Origin of the sequence: Alienimonas sp. DA493 (genome assembly GCF_043951915.1) — a bacterium.
GTDB lineage: Bacteria > Planctomycetota > Planctomycetia > Planctomycetales > Planctomycetaceae > Alienimonas.
In genome coordinates this window covers 13050-33680 of record NZ_JBINJD010000024.1, presented here as the reverse complement: position 1 = coordinate 33680, position 20631 = coordinate 13050, and the positions used below count along the sequence as shown (strand labels likewise).

Annotated in this window: 17 protein-coding genes and 1 pseudogene; 7 read left to right on the top strand and 11 right to left on the bottom strand. The window is 71.1% G+C overall.

Annotated elements, in window-relative coordinates; genetic code table 11:
- Positions 1–215: 215 nt before the first annotated feature.
- The 3 genes and pseudogenes from ACG2DA_RS05830 to rpmA form a co-directional block, all read left to right on the top strand.
- A complete protein-coding gene (locus ACG2DA_RS05830) occupies positions 216–1850 on the top strand; it encodes a hypothetical protein (protein ID WP_395254538.1) in 1635 nt (544 codons plus the stop codon).
- Positions 1851–2115: 265 nt separating this feature from the next.
- Complete coding sequence (locus ACG2DA_RS05825) at positions 2116–3057, top strand: hypothetical protein (protein ID WP_395254536.1); 942 nt, start codon at positions 2116–2118, stop codon at positions 3055–3057.
- A gap of 233 nt (positions 3058–3290) precedes the next feature.
- Positions 3291–3533: pseudogene (gene rpmA / locus ACG2DA_RS05820) on the top strand (50S ribosomal protein L27); the annotation flags it as partial.
- A gap of 152 nt (positions 3534–3685) precedes the next feature.
- Here the strand turns inward: rpmA and ACG2DA_RS05815 are convergent.
- The 7 genes from ACG2DA_RS05815 to ACG2DA_RS05785 all read right to left on the bottom strand — a co-directional run bounded on the left by ACG2DA_RS05815 (position 3686) and on the right by ACG2DA_RS05785 (position 12250).
- Entirely contained in the window at positions 3686–5467 is a 1782-nt protein-coding gene (locus tag ACG2DA_RS05815; RefSeq protein WP_395254535.1) for an LbtU family siderophore porin, read from the bottom strand.
- A 157-nt stretch (positions 5468–5624) separates the two neighbouring features.
- Positions 5625–5903, bottom strand: a complete 279-nt coding sequence (locus tag ACG2DA_RS05810; protein ID WP_395254534.1) for a hypothetical protein — start codon at positions 5901–5903, stop codon at positions 5625–5627.
- A gap of 70 nt (positions 5904–5973) precedes the next feature.
- Complete coding sequence (gene purM, locus ACG2DA_RS05805; RefSeq protein WP_395254533.1) at positions 5974–7020, bottom strand: phosphoribosylformylglycinamidine cyclo-ligase; 1047 nt, start codon at positions 7018–7020, stop codon at positions 5974–5976.
- Positions 7021–7032: 12 nt separating this feature from the next.
- Positions 7033–7899 (bottom strand): DUF4058 family protein, encoded by an 867-nt coding sequence (locus tag ACG2DA_RS05800; protein WP_395254532.1) that lies wholly within the window; start codon positions 7897–7899, stop codon positions 7033–7035.
- A 148-nt stretch (positions 7900–8047) separates the two neighbouring features.
- Complete coding sequence (gene glnA, locus ACG2DA_RS05795; RefSeq protein ID WP_395254531.1) at positions 8048–9463, bottom strand: type I glutamate--ammonia ligase; 1416 nt, start codon at positions 9461–9463, stop codon at positions 8048–8050.
- A 232-nt stretch (positions 9464–9695) separates the two neighbouring features.
- The gene (locus tag ACG2DA_RS05790) at positions 9696–11516 is read right to left on the bottom strand and encodes an Hsp70 family protein (RefSeq protein WP_395254530.1); all 1821 of its coding nucleotides are present in this window, start codon (positions 11514–11516) and stop codon (positions 9696–9698) included.
- A 107-nt stretch (positions 11517–11623) separates the two neighbouring features.
- Complete coding sequence (locus tag ACG2DA_RS05785) at positions 11624–12250, bottom strand: DUF2760 domain-containing protein (protein ID WP_395254529.1); 627 nt, start codon at positions 12248–12250, stop codon at positions 11624–11626.
- 226 nt (positions 12251–12476) lie between these two features.
- Here ACG2DA_RS05785 and ACG2DA_RS05780 point away from each other — a divergent pair, with 226 nt between their 5' ends.
- The 4 genes from ACG2DA_RS05780 to ACG2DA_RS05765 all read left to right on the top strand — a co-directional run bounded on the left by ACG2DA_RS05780 (position 12477) and on the right by ACG2DA_RS05765 (position 15789).
- The gene (locus ACG2DA_RS05780) at positions 12477–13913 is read left to right on the top strand and encodes a phytoene desaturase family protein (RefSeq protein ID WP_395254528.1); all 1437 of its coding nucleotides are present in this window, start codon (positions 12477–12479) and stop codon (positions 13911–13913) included.
- Positions 13910–14347 (top strand): 3-hydroxyacyl-ACP dehydratase FabZ family protein, encoded by a 438-nt coding sequence (locus ACG2DA_RS05775; protein ID WP_395254527.1) that lies wholly within the window; start codon positions 13910–13912, stop codon positions 14345–14347. Before ACG2DA_RS05780 ends, ACG2DA_RS05775 begins: the two co-directional genes overlap by 4 nt.
- A gap of 1 nt (position 14348) precedes the next feature.
- Positions 14349–15302, top strand: coding sequence for an endonuclease/exonuclease/phosphatase family protein (locus tag ACG2DA_RS05770; RefSeq protein ID WP_395254526.1), 954 nt, complete (start codon positions 14349–14351; stop codon positions 15300–15302).
- Positions 15303–15435: 133 nt separating this feature from the next.
- On the top strand, positions 15436–15789 hold the full coding sequence (locus ACG2DA_RS05765; RefSeq protein ID WP_395254525.1) for a hypothetical protein: 354 nt from the start codon (positions 15436–15438) through the stop codon (positions 15787–15789).
- 42 nt (positions 15790–15831) lie between these two features.
- Here the strand turns inward: ACG2DA_RS05765 and ACG2DA_RS05760 are convergent, their stop codons facing one another.
- The 4 genes from ACG2DA_RS05760 to cobA all read right to left on the bottom strand — a co-directional run bounded on the left by ACG2DA_RS05760 (position 15832) and on the right by cobA (position 20583).
- Positions 15832–16374: a hypothetical protein gene (locus ACG2DA_RS05760; protein ID WP_395254524.1), complete on the bottom strand. Its 543-nt coding sequence runs from the start codon at positions 16372–16374 to the stop codon at positions 15832–15834.
- A gap of 198 nt (positions 16375–16572) precedes the next feature.
- The gene (locus ACG2DA_RS05755; RefSeq protein ID WP_395254523.1) at positions 16573–18126 is read right to left on the bottom strand and encodes an HTTM domain-containing protein; all 1554 of its coding nucleotides are present in this window, start codon (positions 18124–18126) and stop codon (positions 16573–16575) included.
- A gap of 55 nt (positions 18127–18181) precedes the next feature.
- Complete coding sequence (locus ACG2DA_RS05750) at positions 18182–18913, bottom strand: hypothetical protein (RefSeq protein WP_395254522.1); 732 nt, start codon at positions 18911–18913, stop codon at positions 18182–18184.
- Between the two features lie 149 nt (positions 18914–19062).
- Complete coding sequence (cobA, locus tag ACG2DA_RS05745; protein WP_395254521.1) at positions 19063–20583, bottom strand: uroporphyrinogen-III C-methyltransferase; 1521 nt, start codon at positions 20581–20583, stop codon at positions 19063–19065.
- Between the last annotated feature and the right edge of the window lie 48 nt (positions 20584–20631).

The following is a 20631-nucleotide window of genomic DNA, read 5'->3' as shown; positions in this document are numbered from 1 at the left end:
CCGTCTTGACACGGCCCCCCGGGGCGGTAGCGTGAAAGGCTCCCATCGTTACCCGCCGTTTGCGGGCCGGACGGCCGTCCGGGCTCCGTTCGCGGATCCCGCCGGCCCCGGGGCTGCTGCCCGCCCCGGGCGTTCGCGGATTCTTCCCGTCGCCGGGGCCGCGGACCGGCGCGGCTCTCCGGCGCCATCCCGCGGCTCTGCTCGCGCCGACTCCCATGCCCGTATCCGCCCCCGACGGTAGCGCCGTTCTCGAACGCGGCCGCCCGGCGGAACCCGCCGAGCCCGCCGCCCGCCCTGCCAAGGCGGCGCCCGCCCGACCGGCGACGAAAGCCGCCAAACCGTCGGCTCCCGCCCCCGCCCCCTCCGGCGCCCGCAGCGTGCTGGAGGAGGAACCGCCCGCCCGGCGTTCGATCACCGAGATTCTCGGGGTCTGGGGCTTCGCGGTGTTGGTGCACGTCGTCGTGCTGCTCGGGCTGTCGTTCATCGTGATCGACAGCGAAGTCCGCGATCAGATCTTCAGCATCCTCGGCGAGCCCTCCGAGGAACCGGACGACGCCCCCATTTTCGAGGCGGTCGAGATGCCGGAACTCGTCGAGGTGGAGGAGCCCAGCGAGGTCACCGACGTCACCAGCGAGGTCGTCGCCGAGGAAACGACCGACATGCCGCTGGATCTGGCGGACGCCGATCCCACGATGGCGCTGGACCCGGCGGAGATGGGCGCCTCGCTGAACCTCGACCCCGGCGAGATCACGACCGGCCGCAGCGGCGCCGCCAAGCAGGCCCTGCTGGAGAAGTACGGCGGCAACGCGGCCAGCGAGCAGGCGGTCGCCAGCGCGTTGAAGTGGATCGCCGATCAGCAGCGGCCGGACGGGAGTTGGAACTTCAACGACGTCGGCGACGCGGAAGAATTCGACGCCGAAGGCCGCACCGAAGTCCGCGACGCCCCCACCGGCGCCACCGCCGCGGCGTTGCTGGCGTTTCTCGGCGCCGGGCACACCCACACCGACGAGGGGCCCTACCAGCAGAACGTCGGTAAGGGCATTAATTACCTGTTGCAGAACGTGAAGGTCGGCCCCGCCGGCGGCGACTACCGCGGCGGCGTCAAGCAGAGCGGGATGTACATCCAGGGCCTCGCCGCCATCGCCCTGGCCGAGGCGCACGGCATGACCGACGACCGCCGGCTGCGGCGGGCCGCCGAGGCCGGCGTCGCCTTTATCCTCAGCGCCCAGAGCCCTGTGGACGGCGGTTGGCGGTACACCCCCGCCTTCGAACGCTCCACGCCGGAGGTCAGCGACACCAGCGTGGTCGGCTGGCAGCTGATGGCGCTCAAAAGCGCCCAGGCGGCCAAGATCCGCATTCCCAAGCGGGCGTTCCTCGGGGTGAACACCTTCCTCGACCTCGCCGCCCACGACGACGGCGCCCGCTACGGCTATCTGCCCAAGACGGCCGACAACGCGGGCGGCGCCCGTCCCTCGATGGACGCCGTCGGTCTGCTCTGCCGCATGTACATGGGCTGGGACGAGACTGACGAGCGCCTGGAGAAGGGCGTCGAACTGCTCGCCAAGAAGGGCCCGAATCGGAACGACAGCTATTACGGTTACTACGCCACGCAGGTGCTCCACCACTGGGGCGGCAAGAAGTGGGAGGAGTGGAATGCCGTCCAGCGGGACCAGCTCGTCGCCACGCAGGAAAAAGGCGGCCAGCACGCCGGCAGTTGGAAGCCGGGCGGCAGTCACAACGACCGCGCCGGCGGCCGGCTGTGGGTCACCTGCCTGTCGGTGATGACCCTGGAGGTCTACTACCGCCACCTGCCGCTGTACGAACGCGGCGACATCAAAGTCGAGTTCTGAGCGAAGTCGAGTTCTGAGCGGTGCGGCCGTCGAGTTCCGAACCCGCCCGGATTGGCGGGCGGTTCGGGCGGGACGACGAGGTTCTGACGGCCGCGCCCGTCGCTGCGAACGCCGCAGCGGTTCCGGTCGCGGCGGTCCCGAGGCGCGGGGCCCGCGGGGCGCCCGCCGGCGGGCCGGGGGGCCGTTGACCGCCTTCGACGGCGACCGATACCGTAGACGTCCCGTCTGCGGACCGTCCGCTCGCCCTTCCCGGAAGTCTGTTCCCATGGTCTGCCGCACCGCCCCGACGCTCTCCCGGCCGACGGGGCTCGCCCTGCTGACGGGCCTCGCCGCGGTCGCGGTCGGCACGCTGTTCGCCTCCCCGGCCCTGGCGCAGGGGGGACGGGAGAGCGGCGGGTTCGACGCGACGCTGCCGTCGATCGCCACCGGAGCGGAGATCCGCTCGCAGGCCGATCTGTGGGTCATGCAGGTGGACTTCAAGCCGATGCGGCTGGCCGCCCTGCCGGTCACCGACCCGGAAACCGGCGAGACGGCGCGGGAACTGGTCTGGTATCTGGTGTGGCGGGCGACGAACCGGCCGCTGCAAAGCCCGGAGAAGAACACCGCCCGCACCCCGCAGAACCAGCTGGACCCGCCGCCCGCGGAGCCGCCGTTCGTGCCGGAGTTTGTGCTGATCGGCGAGGACGGCAGCGCCAGGCAGTACCGGGACGTGATCCTGCCCGGCGTGCTGCCGATCATTGAACAGCGGGAGCTGCGGGGGGCGTTCGCGGACGTGGAACTGAACACCACCGTCTCCGCCGCCGGCGACCTGCCGGAGGGCGTCGCCGCCGACGCCCCCCCGGGCGAGGGGGCGATCTACGGCGTGGCGACCTGGACGGGCGTCGATCCGGCCACCGACCGTTTCACCGTGCTGCTCAACGGGTTCAGCAACGGCTACCGCATCCAGACCGGGCCGGACGGGAAGCCGGTGACGGAGCGGCGGACCGGCGTGTTGAAGTTCTGGCGGCCCGGCGACGAGATTGACGAGGTGGAAACCGAGTTCCGCCTCGGCGTGGATCCCCGCGGGGACGAGCCCGCCTCCGCCGGCGTGCCGCATTGGGAATACCTGCCGGATGAGGTCCGCGACGGGGACGCCGAGGGCGACCTCCAGGACGCGGCCGGCGAAGGCGTTCGGGCCGAGGCCGTCGGCGGCTTCGGCGAAAACTGAGTCCCGCCGCGGTCCGCCCGTCCGTCGCGGCCGATCCGCCCGCCGTCCGCCGGGTTCTGCCGTCGTTCGCCGGGTTCTTCCGTCGCCCCGCGACACGTCGGGGTTGTCGGCGGGCGGGGCGGTCGCCACAATCCTCCCCCACTTCGTTTTCTCCCACAGCGTGCGCGGTCCCGGCGGGGGTCCCGGCCTCGCTGGTCCGCCCCCCGGCTCGCTCAGAAGTTAGGTTCGCCCCGATGGCACACAAGAAGGGACAGGGTTCCAGCCGCAACGGCCGGGACAGCAACGCACAACGGCGCGGCATCAAGAAGTTCGGCGGGGAAGCCGTCGTGGCCGGCAACGTGATCGCCCGGCAGTGCGGCACCAAGTGGCACCCGGGCGCCAACGTCGGCATGGGCAAGGACTACACCCTGTTCAGCCTGATCGACGGCCACGTGACCTTCGACCGCGGCGGCCGTCGGGTGAACGTCTTCACCGCGGAGCAGCTCGTCGAACGGGCCGAGCGGCTGGAAACCGCCCAGGCCAAGTCCGCCGAGGCCGCCGCCCGTAAGGCCGCCGCCGCCAAGGCGTAGGGCGTTCGTATTTCCGACCTATCTAACGTCGAGGCCCCGCGGGGCCTCGGCGTTATTGCTTACAGCACCAGCGAGACGCCGAGCACGACGCTGTTCTGCCGGACGTCGGTGTCGCTGACGCCGGGGGCCGTCAGGCCGATCAGCGGGGCGAAGCCGATGCTGCGGACGTATTCGAGGCTCAACAGGGCGTTCGGGTTGAGCTGCCAGCCGGCGCCGAGCACCAACTGGGCGTTGCGGTCCCACTCCTCGCCGTCCTGGGCCTGCTTGCCGACGCTGTAGCTGGTCGAGAGCCGCAGCGGGCGGCCGAGGGCGCTGACGTCCATGGCGGACTCCGCCTTCCACGCGGAGACCTCGTAGTCGGTCACCGGCCAGTTCCGCAGGGTCTGCACGTACTCGCCCGCCAGCGTGTAGCGGCGCCAGTGCAGCGTGCCGTTCACGTCCCAGACGCCGTTCTTCTCCGGGCCGGTCATGGTCGGGTCGATGTGCTCCGGCGTGGCGGCGTCGTAGATGGTGCCGTCGAGATAGCCGCCGCCGAACAGGTATTCCAACTCGCCGACCCGCCCCGCGTAGGAGGCGTTCACGGCGAAGTTGTTCACCTTGCCGGTCGCCTCGCTGTCGACGGTGCGGATGCCGCGGCCGCCGGCCAGGCCGGTCAGCACGACGTGCAGACCGCCCTGGACGAAGCCCACGCCGGCCCCCTCGCCCAACGCGGCGAAGTAGTGCCAGGGCACCGCCTGGGTGAACGGCGAGAGCGTGCTGAAGTCGCCGAAGCTGACGTTCTTCTTGCCAATGTAGGCGTACAGCGGAAAGGTGCGAACGTCGCCGAAGGTCGCGTACGCCTGCCGGACCTGGAAGCTGCCCTGATTGAACGACGGGAAAGTAAACACGTCGCTGAACAGCGTCTCGACGTAGCCGCTCGCCCAGGGGGTGAAGTAGGCCGTCGCGGCGAGGTTCGCCTGCAGGATCCGCAGGTCGCCGGCGGTGTGGCCGTTGAAGTCCGTCGGGAACCGACCGAGGTAGCCGAACTTGTCCGAGGTGTTCGTGCGGCCGAGGAGCCCGGACAGCCGCAGTTGGGCGCCCGGCACCAAGATCGGCCGCGGAACGACGGACGGGATTGAGCCGAGCAGGATGAGCTGCTTGTCCGTCTGCCGGTTCTGGAAGTCCAGCAGGGCGGCGGAGGTGGGGGTGTCCAGCCGCACGGCGAGCGCGGCGGAGAGCGGATCGACGACCGGTCCGGCGTCCGCGCCGTACAGCCGCCCGCAGAAGTCCTCCTCGCAGGCCAGCGGCGGCGGGGCGATCAGTCCGTGGGACCCCGCCGTCCCGCAGGTCGGCCCGCACACCGGCCCGCAGCCGCACGGTTGGACGAAGGAGGAACCGACCCCGCCCCGGCCGGACACGAGGGCCGGGGCTCCCACGTAGCCCCCGCCGTGGTAGGTCCCGCCGCCGTAAGCCCCCTGCGGGAGGTCGAGCGAGGGGGAGGTTCCGAGCGCCGGCGGGGCGGCCTGAGGGGCCGGAGCCGGAGCGAGGGGCGCCAGCCGAGGATCGCCGGCCGGCCCGACGGACGGAACGCCGCCCGGCACGTTGAAAGCGGGAGCGCCGGAGCCCGGGGCGGCCGTCTGCGGGGCGACGGGAGACTCTTCGCCGCGGACCGTCGGCCAGGCGGCCGCGGCCACGGGCGTCGCCGCCGGGGCGGGGCTCCAGACCGGCAGGGCCGTCTCCGCGTCCTGAGCGCACGCCGGCCCCCCGACGGCCGACAGCCCGACCCCCGCCGCGGACAGCAACGCCGCACGCAGCAGGGCCGAACGACGCGGCGTCCGGCGAAGGGAGGGAACCGCGGTCACGGGGGCGCTCGGGGCGGGAGAAGAACGTCGTCTCTCCCGTCGGCTCCCGCCGCCCCTCACATCCAGCAGAACCGCATCAGCCCAACCCCTTCCTGATGAATCGGGCGTTCGGGGCCGACGCAGCTCACGGTGACGCCGCCCCGGGCTGAAGACCGGGCTAGCGGGCGGCGTCGGCCGGGGCGTGGTCGCCGTTCTCTTTTCGCAGAGCCCGTCGCACCTCGTCCGCCCCGTCGCGGTCGCAGGTTTCCGGATCCGCCCCGCAGGCCATGCAGGGGCTTTTGTCGTCGTGCCCGGGGATGTTCGAGTTCGCCAGTCCCCCGCAACTGCCCTGGATGCGGCGGCCGGACAGCATCGTGCCCAGCGCCAGCAGGCCCACCGCCGCTCCGATCACGACCGCGGCGATGAGGATGACCGGGAGGAGGGTGGAGAGATCCATCGGGGGCGTCTTGGGTCGGGGGGCGGAAGGATTCTACCCGGTGGACGGGCTCGCGGTAACGGCGCCGTGGCTAGACGTCGGCCGCGGGTTCGCCCTCGCCGGTGACGGTTCCTAACGGGAACGGGCGTTCCCCCAAGGCTTCGAGGCGGTCCGTCACCCCGCCGGCCCATTCCTCGGCGACGATCAGCACGAAGCCGACGCCCATGTTGAAGACCCGCCGCATCTCCGGCTCGGCGACGCCGCCGAGGTCCCGCAGCCAGCCGAACACCGCCGGCTCCTCCCAGGCGCCTTCGTCGACGTTCAACCCCAGCCCGTCGGGCAGGATGCGTTCCACGTTCTCCCGCAGCCCGCCGCCGGTGACGTGGGCCAGGCCGTGCACGGCCTCCCGCAGGTCGCTGCCGAGCAGTTCCCCGATCGGCCGGGCGTAGATGCGGGTCGGTTCGAGGAACTCCTCGCCGACGGTGCGGCCCAGCCGGTCGACGGGCGTGTCGACGGAGAGCCCGCCGTGCTCGAAGGCGATCTTGCGCGCGAGGCTGTAGCCGTTGGAGTGCAGCCCGGCGGACGGCAGGCCGATCAGCCGATCGCCGGCGGCGATCTTCGAACCGTCGATGAGATGATCGCGTTCCGCGACGCCGACGCAGAAGCCGGCGAGGTCGAACTCGCCGTCGTGGTAGACCCCCGGCATGATTGCCGTTTCGCCGCCCAGCAGGGCGCAGCCGGCCCGGGTGCAGCCCTCCGCGACGCCGGCGACCAGGGCGGCGAGGCGGTCCGGATCGTCCCGGTCCATCGCGATGTAGTCGAGGAAGAACAGCGGCTCCGCCCCGAGGCAGAGCACGTCGTTGGCGCACATCGCGACCAGATCAATCCCGACGGTGTCGTATTTGCCGGCGGCGAAGGCGACCTTCAGCTTCGTGCCGACGCCGTCGGTGCCGCTGACCAGCACCGGGTCGTCGAACTTGGCCACGTCGGCGAGCCGGAACAGCCCGGCGAAGCCGCCCGGCAGATCCATCACGCCGGAGCGGCGGGTCTTCGCCAGGAGGTCGGGCAGTTTGGCCATGCCCTCGGCGTATCGGTCGAGGTCGACGCCGGCGGATTTATAGGAGAGCGGTTCGGTCACGAAGTCGGTACGTCAGTCGTTCGCCGCCGACGGCGGTTCGCCGTCGGCGGGTTCATCGGGGGGTTCATCGGGGGGAAAGCCGGGCGGCAGGGGGATGCCGGCGTCGGTCAGCAGTCCGGCCGCCCACGCGGCGTCCTCGGGGGAGAGCGGCGGGACGGGGGGGCGACGATAGGCGCCGCGGGCGTGTCCGCCGCGGTCGTAGGTGAGGGTGAACGCCTCGGCGAGGTCCAGCGTCAGAGGCGCGTCTCCCCCGCCGAGCGGGACCGGAATCGACGGGAGCGGATCCCGCAGCGCGATTGGCCACAGCGCCAACGACGGCCGGGCTTCGACTTGGCTGACCGAGACCAGGTAAGGCTCCGGCACCTCGTCGGCGATGGGCATCCGCTCGCCGATCCGGTGGAGGTCGATCTCGATCAGGTGGGCGTTCCCGCGAAGGTACTCGTACCGCTTCTGAAGGTAGACCTCCCGGTCCGGCCCCCGCCTCTTGTTCGTGGGACTGAGCAGTTCCAGCACGCAGACGACCTCGTCCCCTGCGAGGTTCCGTACCGTCACGTAGTTTTCCCGCTGTTCGTCCACGGCCGGAGGCACGTGGGACACGCGGGGCGACGCCAGCAGGACTCCGTTCGCCGAGGTCGGCGTCGTTCCCGGGGCGGGCGCCTCTCCGCCCAGCAGCATCACGCCGGCGTCGGACCGGCCGAGAAGCCGCCGCTGTTCCGCAGAGCGTTCATGGAGATAGACGTGCGATTCGAGCCGGCAGTAATATCGATCCGGAAGCGTCCGCAGGATCACCTCGGCGATCGTCGCCGCGAACGCCTGGTGAAACGAATGCCACGGTTCACCTTCGAGGAAGGGATCCATCCCCGGGAACGGCGACGGCATCGGCAGCTCCTTTCTGGCGAGGGGACGGGCGGAGGGGGCGAGGGCGAACGGACAGTATCCCCCCTCGTCACGCACGAAAACAGCCCGCCCCGCGGTGCGGGACGGGCTGGGGGCGACTCGTCGGTTCGTTCGTGCTCTGCCGGGCGGATTAGGCCTGGTAGTAGAGGTCGAACTCGTAGGGGTGGGGGCGGAGGCGGATCGGGTCGATCTCGTTCTGCCGTTTGTACTTGATGAAGCTGTCGATGAGGTCCTGGGTGAACACGTCGCCCTTGAGCAGGAAGTCGTGGTCGGCCTCGAGAGCGTCCAGCGCCTCGCCCAGGCTCTTGGGCGCGACGTTGGTCTGGGCCAGTTCCTCCTCGGTCATGTCGTAGATGTCGCGGTCGAGCGGCTCACCCGGGTCGATCTTGTTCTGGATGCCGTCCAGCATGGCCATCATCAGAGCCGTGAAGGACAGGTAGCCGTTGGCCAGCGGGTCCGGGCAGCGGAATTCGACCCGCTTCGACTTCGGACTGGGCGAGTACATCGGGATCCGCAGCGCCGCGGAGCGGTTCCGCTGGGAGAGGGCCAGCGTGACCGGGGCCTCGTAGCCGGGCACGAGGCGGTGGAAGCTGTTGACGGTCGGGTTGGACAGGGCGATCAGAGCCCGGCCGTGCTTGAGGATGCCGCCGATCGCGTTCAGGCCCAGCTCGCTCAGTCCCGCGTAGCCGTCCCCGGCCATCAGCGGCTCGGAGCCGTTCCAGAGGCTGATGTGGGTGTGCATGCCGGAGCCGTTGTCGCCGTAGACCGGCTTCGGCATGAACGTCGCCGTTTTGCCGTACTTCTTGGCGACGTTACGGATGATGTACTTAAACCACATGAACTGGTCCGCCATCGTCAGCAGCGGGGCGAACTTCATGTCGATCTCGCACTGGCCGGCGGTCGCCACCTCGTGGTGGTGGGCCTCGACGACGATGCCGACTTCCTGCATCGCCTTGGCCATCTCGGCCCGCAGGTCGCCCATGCTGTCGATCGGGGAGACCGGGAAATAGCCGGCCTTCGGGCCGACTTTGTGACCCAGGTTCGTGCCCTCGGCCCGGCCGCTGTTCCAGTGGGCCTCGGAGCTGTCGATCTGGTAGAAGCCCTGGTGCTGGGCGCTCTGGAAGCGGACGTCGTCGAAGACGAAGAACTCCGGCTCCGGGCCGATGTAGCAGGTGTCGGCGATGCCGGTCTGCGACAGGTAGGCCAGGCCCTTCTTGACCACGCCCCGGGGATCCTTGGCGTACAGCTCCTTGGTGACCGGGTCGACGATGTCGGCGATCACGGTGACCGTCGGCCGGGCGAAGAACGGGTCCATCTTGACGGTGTCCGGGTCCGGCACCATCAACATGTCCGAGTTGTTGATCGGCTGCCAGGCGCGGATCGAGCTGCCGTCGAAGCCGAAGCCTTCGTTGAGTTCGTCCTCGCCGATGATGTCCATCGGGTAGGAGCAGTGCTGCCACTGACCGAACAGGTCGCAGAACTTGACGTCGATGAATTCGGCGTTGTGTTCCTTGGCGAAGGAGAGGACGTCGGACGCGGAGGCCATGCGGGACGAGACTCGTACGGATTCGTCGGGGAGCGGTCGACGGCGAACGGCCGCCGTCCTTGAGCACTTGACAGTACGCGGTCCTGCCTCACCCGCAAGCGATTCGGCCGGGTGGCGAGGCGGCATCCGCAACTTTCGTCGTCAAAATCCCTCGTTGGATCTCCGCGGCGCCCAACTGGCGGGCAACAACGCCCGCCCGGTGAGCAGGAGCCCCCAAAAGGCAATCCGGCCGTCACTCCTCACGCACATCGAAGCCCAACGTCCAAGCGCCCTCGCCGTTCGTCTGGCGGGCGGACAGCGTGAGCTCGCCCAGTTCGGTGACGGCGGCGTGGAAGTTCACCGGGATCACCTGCCCCTCGGCCAACCCGTCGGGGTTCCGGTCGCCGCTGCCGGCGGCGGCCGGGTCGAGGGTCGTTTCGATCGGGTCGGTCTCCTCCAGCTCGTCCTCGCTCCAGCGGGTCAGCAGCGTGCCGGGGACGTCGTCGGGGCGGCTGGGGGAGGCGAAGAACCGGAACCGGGCCGGACGGCCGACCGTCACGCCGACCCCGCCGCCGGGCAGCCGTTCGACCGGCACCGCGGTCTCCGTGCCCTCCTCCATACCCTTCGGCACGACGCACAGGGCCGACAGCGGCCGCGGAGCCCCGGGGATCGCCAGCCCGGCGGTCTCGATGCCGACGTAGTAGCTCCGCCCCGTCCCGCCGCGGATCCGCAGGCCGCCGGTCTTCTTCGTCGCCCCGTAGAACGCCGCCCCGCGGGCCACGGCGTGGTCCAGCGCCGCGGCGGGACGCTCCAGCAGCGTCGGCGGGCTCGGCAGCCAGGCGGCGAGCGTCTCCCGCAACCGCTCCCGCAGCGGGGCGGAGCGGAACACCCCGCCGTTGAGCAACAGGTGCGTCGGCGTGACGTCCGGGTGTTGGGCGAGGAACGCGGCGAGGTGTTTGGTGACCGCCGGGTCGCTCTCGAACGGCAACCCGAGCTGCACGAACCCGCCGCCGGTCGCGCTCTGCGGCTTCTCGTCCGCGGCGACTCGGGGGAAGAACCCGTCCAGCACCAGCCGACGCACGTCCTCCGCGGCGAGGTCCACCGACACCGTCCCCCCGATCAGTTTTCGTCCGCGGCCCAACACCGCGACCGGGGCGTGCTCGGGAGCGTCCGCCCCCAGCAGCGTTTCCTTGGCGGTGCGGCAGGCGTGCCAGAGGGCGACGGACTGCCACGGGTCCGGCGTGACGCCTTTCTCCGCCAGCAGCCCGGCGGCGTGGTGGGCGACGGCGAGGTCCATGTTGTCTCCGCCCACCAGCAGGTGCCGGCCGACGGCGACGCGCTCCAACTCAAGATCGCCGTCCTTGTCCGTCACGGAGATCAGCGAGAAGTCCGTCGTCCCGCCGCCGACGTCGACCACCAGCAGGGCGTCGCCGGGCGAGAGGTCCCTTCGCCAGTCGTCGCCGCGGTCGGCGAGGTGGGCGTAGACCGCCGCCTGCGGTTCTTCCAACAACACAAAGTCCGGGGGGAAGCCGGCTTCCTTCGCGGCGTCCCGGGTGAGGTCGCGGGCGGCGGCGTCGAAGCTGGCGGGGACCGTCAGGGTGACGGCCTGTTCGCTCAGCGGCGCGTCGGGGTGGGCCTGAGTCCACGCGGCGGCGAGGTGCCGCAGGTAGCGGGCCGACGCCTCCACGGGGCTGATCTTGGGGACGTCGCCGTCGCCGGAGGAGGTCGCGTCCCACGGCAGGATCGGCTGCCGACGGTCCACGCCGGGGTGCCCCAGCCAGGACTTCGCCGTGCCGACCACCCGGTCCGGGGCCTCGGCGGCCCGCCGGCGGGCGTACTCGCCGACGGCGTAGCCGGGGGAGCCGGCGTCCCACGGCAGGGCGAGGGCGTCGGCTTCGTTCTCCGGGGCGAGGTAGCAGAAGCTCGGCAGGGCGTCGCGGCTCTCCGCCGTGCCCGCGGCGACGATCTGCGGGATCGGCAGCACCGCGGGGGCGTCGCCCGCCCCCTCTTCGCCCGCCGCACAGGAGGCGAGCACGCTGTTGGTCGTGCCGAGGTCGATGCCGACCGAATACATAGAGGGAAGGGGGGAGGCGTAAGGCGTAAGTGGATTGCGTCGCGGCGGCTCCGTTCGGCCGCGGGGGGCGATCTTACGCCTTACGCCTTTCCCCTTCCCCCCCGCCGTCAGGCGACTTCCACTTCCGCCGGGGCCAGCACGCGGGCGGCGGCTTCGTCCGGCGGGCCGGTGCGGGCCGGCAGGTTCACCTTGGTGGCCGCCCAGCCGGGGTGCACCAGCGTGCCGGCCCCGCCGCCGACCTGCCCGGTCGTCTTGACCCGCCCGGCCGGCAGGGTGGACGGATCGACCCGCGAGCCTTCCTCCGCGTCCACCGCCGGGCCGAGGGCGAACAGCCGGTCGAGCGTCGCGGCGGCGTCCCGGTGCACGTCCCGCACCGCGGCGCCGACCTGGGCGTCCTCGTAACCAGACAGGTCTTCCTTCAGGAAGTCGATCAGCCGGGCCTCCCGCTGGAGCGTGGCGAGCAGCACCAGGGCGTCCTCCCCCTCCGGCCGCTTCGGCTCCGGCGGTTTCGGCGGCGGGGCCGGCTTCGTCGGGGGCGTCTCGGCCTGCGGCTGGGCGGGCGCCGCGGCCGGCTCCGGCTTCAGCGACGCCACGCCGGCCGCGGTCCCGAACACCGCCAGCGTACCGACGACCGCGTCGATCCACTCCGGGCCGCCGGCGTCGTCGGCGTACCAGTCGGCCAGGCCGGCGAGAAGCGCCGCGGGCAGGGCGATCAGGGCGAGCGGCTTCAGCATGACGCGTGGGCGGGGGGCGGGCGGGAAGCGTCAGCCCCCTGAGACGGGGGACGACGGGACGAGGGGCGACGAACGAACGCGGCAACCCGGCGATCGGGTCACGGACGCGTCAACGTACCGACCCGCTCCGCTTTGCAAAGGGCGCCGGCGGCTTAGACTCCGTCCCGCCCCGGTTCGCACGTCCTTCCCGCACGGGGGCTCACGCCCCACGCTCGCCCGACGCTTCATGGCCAAAGACTTCCTCAAAGGCGCCGCCGATCACTACGACGTCGTCGTGATCGGCAGCGGACTGGCCGGCCTCACCGGCGCCAACCTGCTCGCCCGGCAGGGGCACTCGGTGTTGCTGCTCGAACACCATTACCAGCTCGGCGGGATGGCCACCTGGTTCAAACGGGCCGGCGGGCACATCTTCGACATCAGCCTGCACGGTTTCCCCGTCGGGATGAAGAAGAGTTGCCGCAAATATTGGTCGAAGGAAATCGCCGACCGCATCGTGCAACTGGAGCACATCCGGTTCGAGAACCCCCAGTTCAGCCTCCGCACGACCTTCGACCGGGAGGATTTCACCAACCACCTCGTCGAGACCTTCGGCGTCCCCCAGGAGACGGTGCAGGCCTTCTTTGACCGGGCCCGGTCGATGAACTTCTACGACGACCAGCACCTCACCACCCGGGAGCTGTTCGAGGAGTTCTTCCCCGGCCGCAGCGACGTGGTCCGGCTGCTCATGGAGCCGATCACCTACGCCAACGGCAGCACGCTGGACGACCCGGCGATCACCTACGGGATCGTCTTCAGCAACTTCATGCACAAGGGCGTGTTCACCTTCCGCGGGGGGACGGACCAGCTCGTCAAATTGATGAAAAAGGAGCTGGAGGCGAACGGCGTGGACCTCCGCATCCGCTGCGAGGTGGAGCAGATCGAAACGAACGACGACGGCAAGGTGACCGGCGTGGTCGTCAACGGCCGCCGCATCGGCTGCGACGCGGTGCTCTCCAACGCCAACCTGAAAAGCACCGTGTTAAAGCTTGTCGGCGAGGAGAAGCTGGACGAGGAGTACGTCAGGGAGGCGAAGGCCGTTCGCCTCAACAACTCCTCCTGTCAGGTCTATATGGCGCTGAAGCCCGGCGAGGGCTTCGACCCGGACCTGGGCGATCTGCTGTTCCACTCGGAGCACAGCGGCTTCGACGCGGAGGCGATGCTCTCCAAGGACGTCAGCAGCCGGACCTTTAGTTTTTATTACCCGGAGACCCGGCCCGGCAGCGACCGTTGGTTGATCGTCTCCAGCACGAACGCCAATTACGAGGACTGGGCGAACCTGCCCGAGGAGCAGTACGAGGCGGACAAAGCCGACCTCGCCGAGACGACGCTCCAATGTCTGGAGCAGAACTATATTCCGGACATCCGCGCCAAGCTGGATCACGTCGAGGTCAGCACGCCCCGCACCTTCGAGCATTACACCAAGCACCAGATGGGCGCGAGCTTCGGGACGAAGTTCGAGGGGCTGAAGGTCAGCGAGGAACTGCCCGAGCAGGTCCCCGGCCTGTGGCACGCCGGCAGCGTGGGGATCATCATGTCCGGCTGGCTGGGCGCCGTGAACTACGGGGTGATCGTCGGCTCCAAGGTGGACGAGTTCCTCGCGAACCGGGAAGGAGCCTCCGCATGACGGCCCTGTCGCAAGAGCGGATCATGGAATTGATCCCGCACCGCCCCCCCTTTTTATGGCTGGACGCCGCGGAGGTCGCCGGCGAGACGCTGACGGCCCAGGCGTTCGTCGCCCCGGACCTGCCGCTGTTCGAGGGGCATTATCCCGGCGCTCCGCTGCTGCCGGGGGTGATTCAATTGGAGATGTGCTATCAGGCCGGCGCCGTGCTGATCGCCGCGCTGGGCCAGGGCGGCGGCGGTTTGCCGGTGATCGCCCGCACCGACGGGGTGAAGTTCAAGCGCATGATCCGTCCCGGCGAGACTTGCGAAATTGAGGTCAAGATCACGGACCGGCTGCCGGGGGCGGTGTATTTAATCGGCAAGGTGTCCGTCGACGGCAAGCTCGCCTGTCGGTGCGACTTCACCACCGCCGAGGCGAAGCCGGAGTCGATCTGACGTGGACGAACCGCCCGCCCGGCCGTCGACCGGTTCGGCGGAGCGGCGGCGGCGCTCCCGCCTGTGGTGGGCCCTCGCGGCGCTGCCGTTCGTCCCCTGGCTGATCGGACTGGCCGGCCGCTGGTGGTGGTTCGCGGAGCTGTTCACGCACTTTCGCTTCCAATGGCTGCTGGCAACGGGGGCGGTCGGACTCGTGCTGCTGTGCGCCCGGCAGTGGCGGCCGCTGGCGCTGTGCGGCGTCGCGGCTCTCCTGTACGGCGGGCCGCTACTGACCTTGCGATTTGATAAGCCGATCGGGCAGGTGACGATCGTTTCGGCGAACGTGCTGACCCGCAATGCGGACGCCGCCCCGCTGCTGACCTATCTGGAGGAGAAGGACCCGGAGGTCGTATGCCTCCAGGAGATCGACGCCCGCTGGGCCGCGGACCTCGCCCCGCTGCACGAGCGTTACCCCAACCGACTGGTCGTGCCGCGATCGGATAACTTTGGCATAGCGATCTATAGTCGATTTTCCGCGACGTTCGAGACGATCGACCTAGAGGGCGTGCCGATGATCCGGGCGACGGTTCCGCTTCGAGAGTCGAACCTCGTCCTGTTCAACGTGCACACCCTGCCGCCGATCGGGGCGGAGAACGCCGCTCAACGGAACCGGCAGATGACGGAGATCGCGCAGCAAGTCGCGGCGACCGACGGGCCGGTCGCCGTCTGCGGCGATCTGAACTGCACGCCGTGGAGCCCGTACTTCGCCGATTTATTGGACGACGCGGCTCTGAGCGACCCCCGCGGCGGGGGGCGGTCGCCGGTCAGTTGGCAGGCCCAACACCCACTGTTCGCCCTGCCGATCGATCATGTCCTCGCCGGCGGCGGGGCGTACGTCACGTCTTTGGAGGCGGGGCCGAATGTCGGCTCCGACCACCGTCCGCTGCGGGCACGGGTGGTCGTCGGGAATCATTGATCACACTTCGGCACGCGGTTCGCGTTGAAGGGGAATCGCGTCCCCAACCGCCCCCGCAGGCCGCCCGGCGTTGCCGGAACGCCTCATCGGGGGCCAAGGACGTTGTCGTTTCGCATCATCCCGCCGCTCCGCCATGACTTCGCCGCAGACCGCCCCGCAGCACGCCGACGATCGCGCCGCGTTCCTTCGCCGCCTGCTCTGGGCCGCGTTTGCGGTCGCGCTGCTGGGCGGAGCCTTGACGAACGGCGCCCGGGGGGCCGACCGCTGGATGAGCCGACCGAGCTACTTCTCGCACCACGTTCCCCCGCACCTGGCCTATAAGCTGCCGCAGCCGGTTTCGCGGGAGGCTTACCGACCGGCCTGGGTGGGGACGCAGCCGGGCTTCAGCTCCTCCGGGGCGGTGCGGATCAACCGCGTGCAGATCAGCGCCGGCGGGTCCGTCGATACGACGGTGCTTTACAGCCAACGGGCCCAGTTCGGTCCCTGACCCGCCCCCGGCCCGTCCCCGGGGAGGAGCCGCGGCCGCGGGCTACATGCGGGCCAGCAGGTCGATCGGCTCGTCGGTGATCGGGTTGAAGCGGCGGACCTCGGTGATCTTCCACTCGCCGGCTTCCTTGCGCCAGACCAATTGCCATTTGGTAGGGAAATGCTTGCCGGCGCCGCCGAGCTGCGGCACGCGGACGGTGCCGTTGGCCCGGAAGTCGGAGACGGCCTGGGTGTCGTTCGCGGTGACGGTCGTGCTGCGGTCGGTCAGCCGCAGGTCGTCCTCGATGGTGACGAGGTTCAGCCCAAAGGCCACCGTGGTCCGGGGGATGACCGCGGTCGGGGAGAAGTAGCTGAGCACCTGCTCCGCATCGCCGGCGACCGCGGCGTCGGCGAGTTCGTCAATGAGGGCTTCGACCTTCTCCGCCTCGGTGACGATGTACCAATCCGCCCCGAACGCCGCGGCGCCCAACAGCAGGCAGACCCCCGCCACCGCCAGGAACTTCGCCTTCCCGCTGATCACCGCCCACCCGGCGAAGACCACGGTCGCCAGACCGAACGCAATCCACAGGGGCTGCAAATAGGACACGAGCCACACGGAAGCGGGCGCCGGGCGGGGGGAAGCGAGCGACCGGGACGAACCGCGGCCCCGAACAGGCCCAACCTACCACACCCGGCGGGCGTCAGCGACGACCGCCGGACGGCGGGAGCAAGTCGGCGGCGTGCCGGCCGGGGGCGGGACGAATGGGAGTCGGTACGACCGGGGGGCGAGGCGAGCGGGGGGCGGTCAGGGGGCGGCGATCGAGAAGAACTCGTGCGCCACGGGCACGCCGTCGATCTTCAACGTCATGCGGTAGGGCCCCGGCATCAGGCACTCGTCCACCGTCCAGTCGAAGGTGTGCCGGGCCTGTTCACGGGGCAGCACAGCGTTCTGCCGGGCGATCGCCGGGCCGGAGCCGTCCGGGCCGTCGGCGTGGTGCAGCACGCATTCGAGCACCACGTCGTCGTGCGGCGGGGAGAGCCACGCCTGGGCCAGAATCGTCCCGGAGCAGTCGAACTCATCGCTGCGGCCGATCAGGTGCCCGCCGATCAGGCGGCGGCCGAGGTCGAAGTCCCACAGCAGGTCCGCGGGGCGGGGCGGGCGGTGCGGGCCGGTCATCGACCGCACCAGCGCCGGATCGACTTCCTTGAGCGGCAGCGGTCCGTCGGCGCCGCGCTCCCCGTACGGGTCCAGCTGATATTCGGCCCCCATCCCGAGAACCGCGACCAGCGGGGCCGCGACGAGGTACCCCCACCGCGTCGCCGGTGCGGGAACCGCCGGCAGGGCGACCCGCGGCGGCCACAGCGACCGCAGCGCGTTCGCCAGCCCCGGCCGCTTCGTTCGCACGGTCTCGCATAACCACGCCCACCGCCGGCGGAACGCGGCCACGTCCCGCTCGTTCAAAAAGGCCCAGTAGGCGGCGACGCTCACCAGCGGGAAAATAAACAGGCCCAGGGAGAGCGTCGTCATAAAGTGGAACGACGCGCCCAACGTCAGCCAGATCCGGCGGCCCCAGCCCCGCCAGGCCATCATCAGGAAGGTGATCTCCCACAGGCAGGTCGAGTAGGCGCCGATCTGCAACAGGACCGGGTTGACCGCCAGCAGCGGGCCGAGCGGGTGCACGCCGTTGACGTTCGTGACCATCCAATAGGTCATCTGCTCGGCGTTAAAGAACTCCGGCATATGGATTTTGGTGAACGCCGCCCCGAAGTACACGATCGCGATCAGGAACTGCATGAGCCGGCGGGGCCAGGCGGGGGCCCGCTCCGGCGTCCAGGTCGCGCCGCGGGCCTCGGCGGCCCGGCGGGCGAGGCGGGCGTCGACGCTCCAGACGGCGCCGCAGCCACTCAGGCTCAATAAGACGAACAGGTGCGTGGCGACGACGAGATATTTATTCAGCGTGCCCGTCGCGTCCAGGGAGCCGAAATAAAAGCACCCCGCCGCGGCGAGGGCGCAGCTCGTCCGCGCCTTCCAACCGACCAGCGCCGCGACCAGGGCGAAGAAATACAGCGAATACAGCCCCACCGCCGCCCAGCCGGGCAGCTCCGGGACGGCGTTCGGCAGGCCGTAGGTGTGCCACAGGGCCGCGGGGGCGCCGTCCGCCGAGTACAGCTCCCGGGCGTGCGGCCAACGTTTGATCGCGTCGTGCAGGATCGGCACGGCGAGGGCGATCCGCACCGCCGCGGGGCCGTAAGGAACCTCCTCGGCGAAAAAGAACCGCCCGACCGAGCGCTTCAATTCAGCGAACGAGGGGCCGTCGGACGCTTCCGACGGGGCGGGAACCGATTCGGCGGGGGACATGGCGGGGTCGGGGGCGGGGCGTGCGGGGGGCGGACCGGGTCGGGCCGGGGGCGGATCAGTCGGCGAACGTCGAGAAGTGTCCGGCGGGGACGACCCCCGTCGCGCCGCGGCGCTCGACCGCCGGTCCGGCGTGCGTGGTCCGGCCGGAGCCGGCCAGCATTGGGGCGGCGCGGGCGGAGAGCCGCCGGATTTTCTCGCGGTCCTGCACGTGCCGCTGGACCACCTCCGTCGCCCAACCCGGCCGCGACCCGAGCAACTGCCCATCCGCCGAGAGCACGTGCCGCACGGCGTAGTAACTCGCCGGGTCCTTCGGCACGTTCCAACGTTCGGACCAGTGCGGCTCCGGCAGATTGAATTTCTTCGCCCAGACTTCCTCCACCAACGCGATGCGGACGATCGGCTCGTGGGAGGTGTGCCGCAGGACGTTCAACGCCGCCCGGGCGCTGTGGGTGGCGTTCACGTCGTAATGAATGCGGGCCAAGTCGCCGTACGGGCGGAAGGGGCGGGACTCCTCCCAGGGGCCCGTGCCGACCTCGTACCAGGTCCCGCTCTCGCCCTCGGCGATCACGTGGGTGCGGTAGCTCTGGGCGCTCCAGCCGCAGAACATGTCCCAGACGATGTAGTACATCAGGGGGTGGGCGCCCTGATTGAACTCCAACGCGTGGGCGGCCACGCCGGCGCCCAGCACGCTGAGGTAGCCGCCGATGAACAGGCCCGCCGCCCAGCGGCTCAGCCGGGTTTTGAGGGAGGGCGACGCGGCGGGGGGAACCGCGGGGGGGGCGTGCATGGCGGCGTCCGTGCCGGGGGGAGGGTCGGCGGGACGCCGGCCCGGTGTCGTGCTTGCCGCGGACGTTCAATCAACAGGCCCCGGGCGGTCAAGGCGAACCTCGGCGCGCGGGGGGACGAAACGCCGCGTGCGAAACCGCACACCGGCCGCTACCCGGTCGCTTCCGCCTCGCAAACCGCCTCCACCAAGCCGTCCCAGGTCGCCTCCGCGGCGACGGCGGCGACGGGCAGGCCGGCGTCGCGGCAGGCCGCGGCGACGTTCTCGCTGATCGCGGCGACCTGCAACCGCTCCCGGCCGGGGGACCGCTCCGTCAGCTCCGCAAACGTCCGGGCGAGGTTCCCGCTGGCGATCAGCGCCCAGTCCAGCCGCCCCGCGTCCAACAGGGCGGCGGCGTCCGCCGGCAGCGCCGTCGCCGGTTCCTGCCGGTAGACGTGCACCCGCCGCACCGCCGCCCCGGCGGCGGTCAGCCGGTCGGCGAGCGTCGGTTTCGCCTCCGGGCAGGTCGGCCACAGGACTCGCCGGCCCTTCACGTGCGGGGCGAGGGCGTCGGCGAGGGCCTCGGCGTGGAACTCCTCCGGCACGAGATCCGCCCGCACGCGGTAGTCCCGCAGCGCCTCCGCGGTGCTCGGCCCGACCGCGGCGAGCTTCACCCCCGCCAAACCGCGGCTGTCCGGCACGTCTTCGAGGAAATGCGTCACGCCGTTCTTCGAGGTGAACGCGACCCAGTCCGCCTCCGACAGCAGCGCCTGCGCTTCGGCCGGCGTGCGGCCCGGTTCCGGCTCGATGCGGAGCAGCGTGACCTCGACCGAGTCCGCCCCCTTCGATCGCAGGGCGTCCCGCGGCGCGGCGGTTCCCTCCGACCCCACGCAGGCGACGGTGCGGCCGGCCAGCGGGCGGCGTTCCCACCAGCCGCGGGCGCCGGGGGCCGTCGCGGCGGCGCCGACCAGCAGGATCGCCGGCCCGGGCAGGGCGACGGCGTCGCACTCGGCGGCGATCGTTCCCACCGTTCCGCAGACCGTGCGTTGCCGCGGCGTGGCGGCCTGGGACACGACCGCCGCGGGCGTGGCCGGGTCCAGGCCGTGCTCCGTCAACGAGGCGGCGATGCGGCCGAGCCGGCGGCGGCCCATGTAGAACACCCGCGTGCCGGGGAAGGCGGCGAGGGCGCGCCAGTCGATCCGCTCCCTGCGGCGGCCGGCGTCGTGGCCGGTGACGAAGCAGACGGCGCCGGCCCGGTCGCGGTGCGTCAGCGGGATGCCGGAGAGCCCGGACGCCGCGATCGCCGCCGTCACCCCCGGCACGACCTCCACCGGCACGCCGGCGGCCAGCAGGGCGTCGGCCTCCTCGGTTCCGCGGCCGAAGATCGACGGGTCCCCGCCCTTCAGCCGCACCACCCGCCGCCCGGCTTGGGCCTCGGCGATCATGCGGGCGATCAGGGCCCGCTGGTTCGTCTCCCGGGCGCCGGGGGCGTCGGCCGGGGAGTGCGTGCGGGTGACGATCTCCGCCGCGGGGTTCGCCAGCGCCAGCACGCCGGGGCCGACGAGGGCGTCCGCCAGCACGACCTCCGCGGCCCGGAGCAACTCCTCGCCCCGGCGGGTCAGCAGACCGGCGTCGCCCGGTCCGGCCCCGACGAGATGCACGGTCGGGACGACGGGGGGGACGGGCGGCGACACAGTCGGGGACGGGGCGGGGGACGGGGGCGTCCGTGCCGCGGGCAGGCG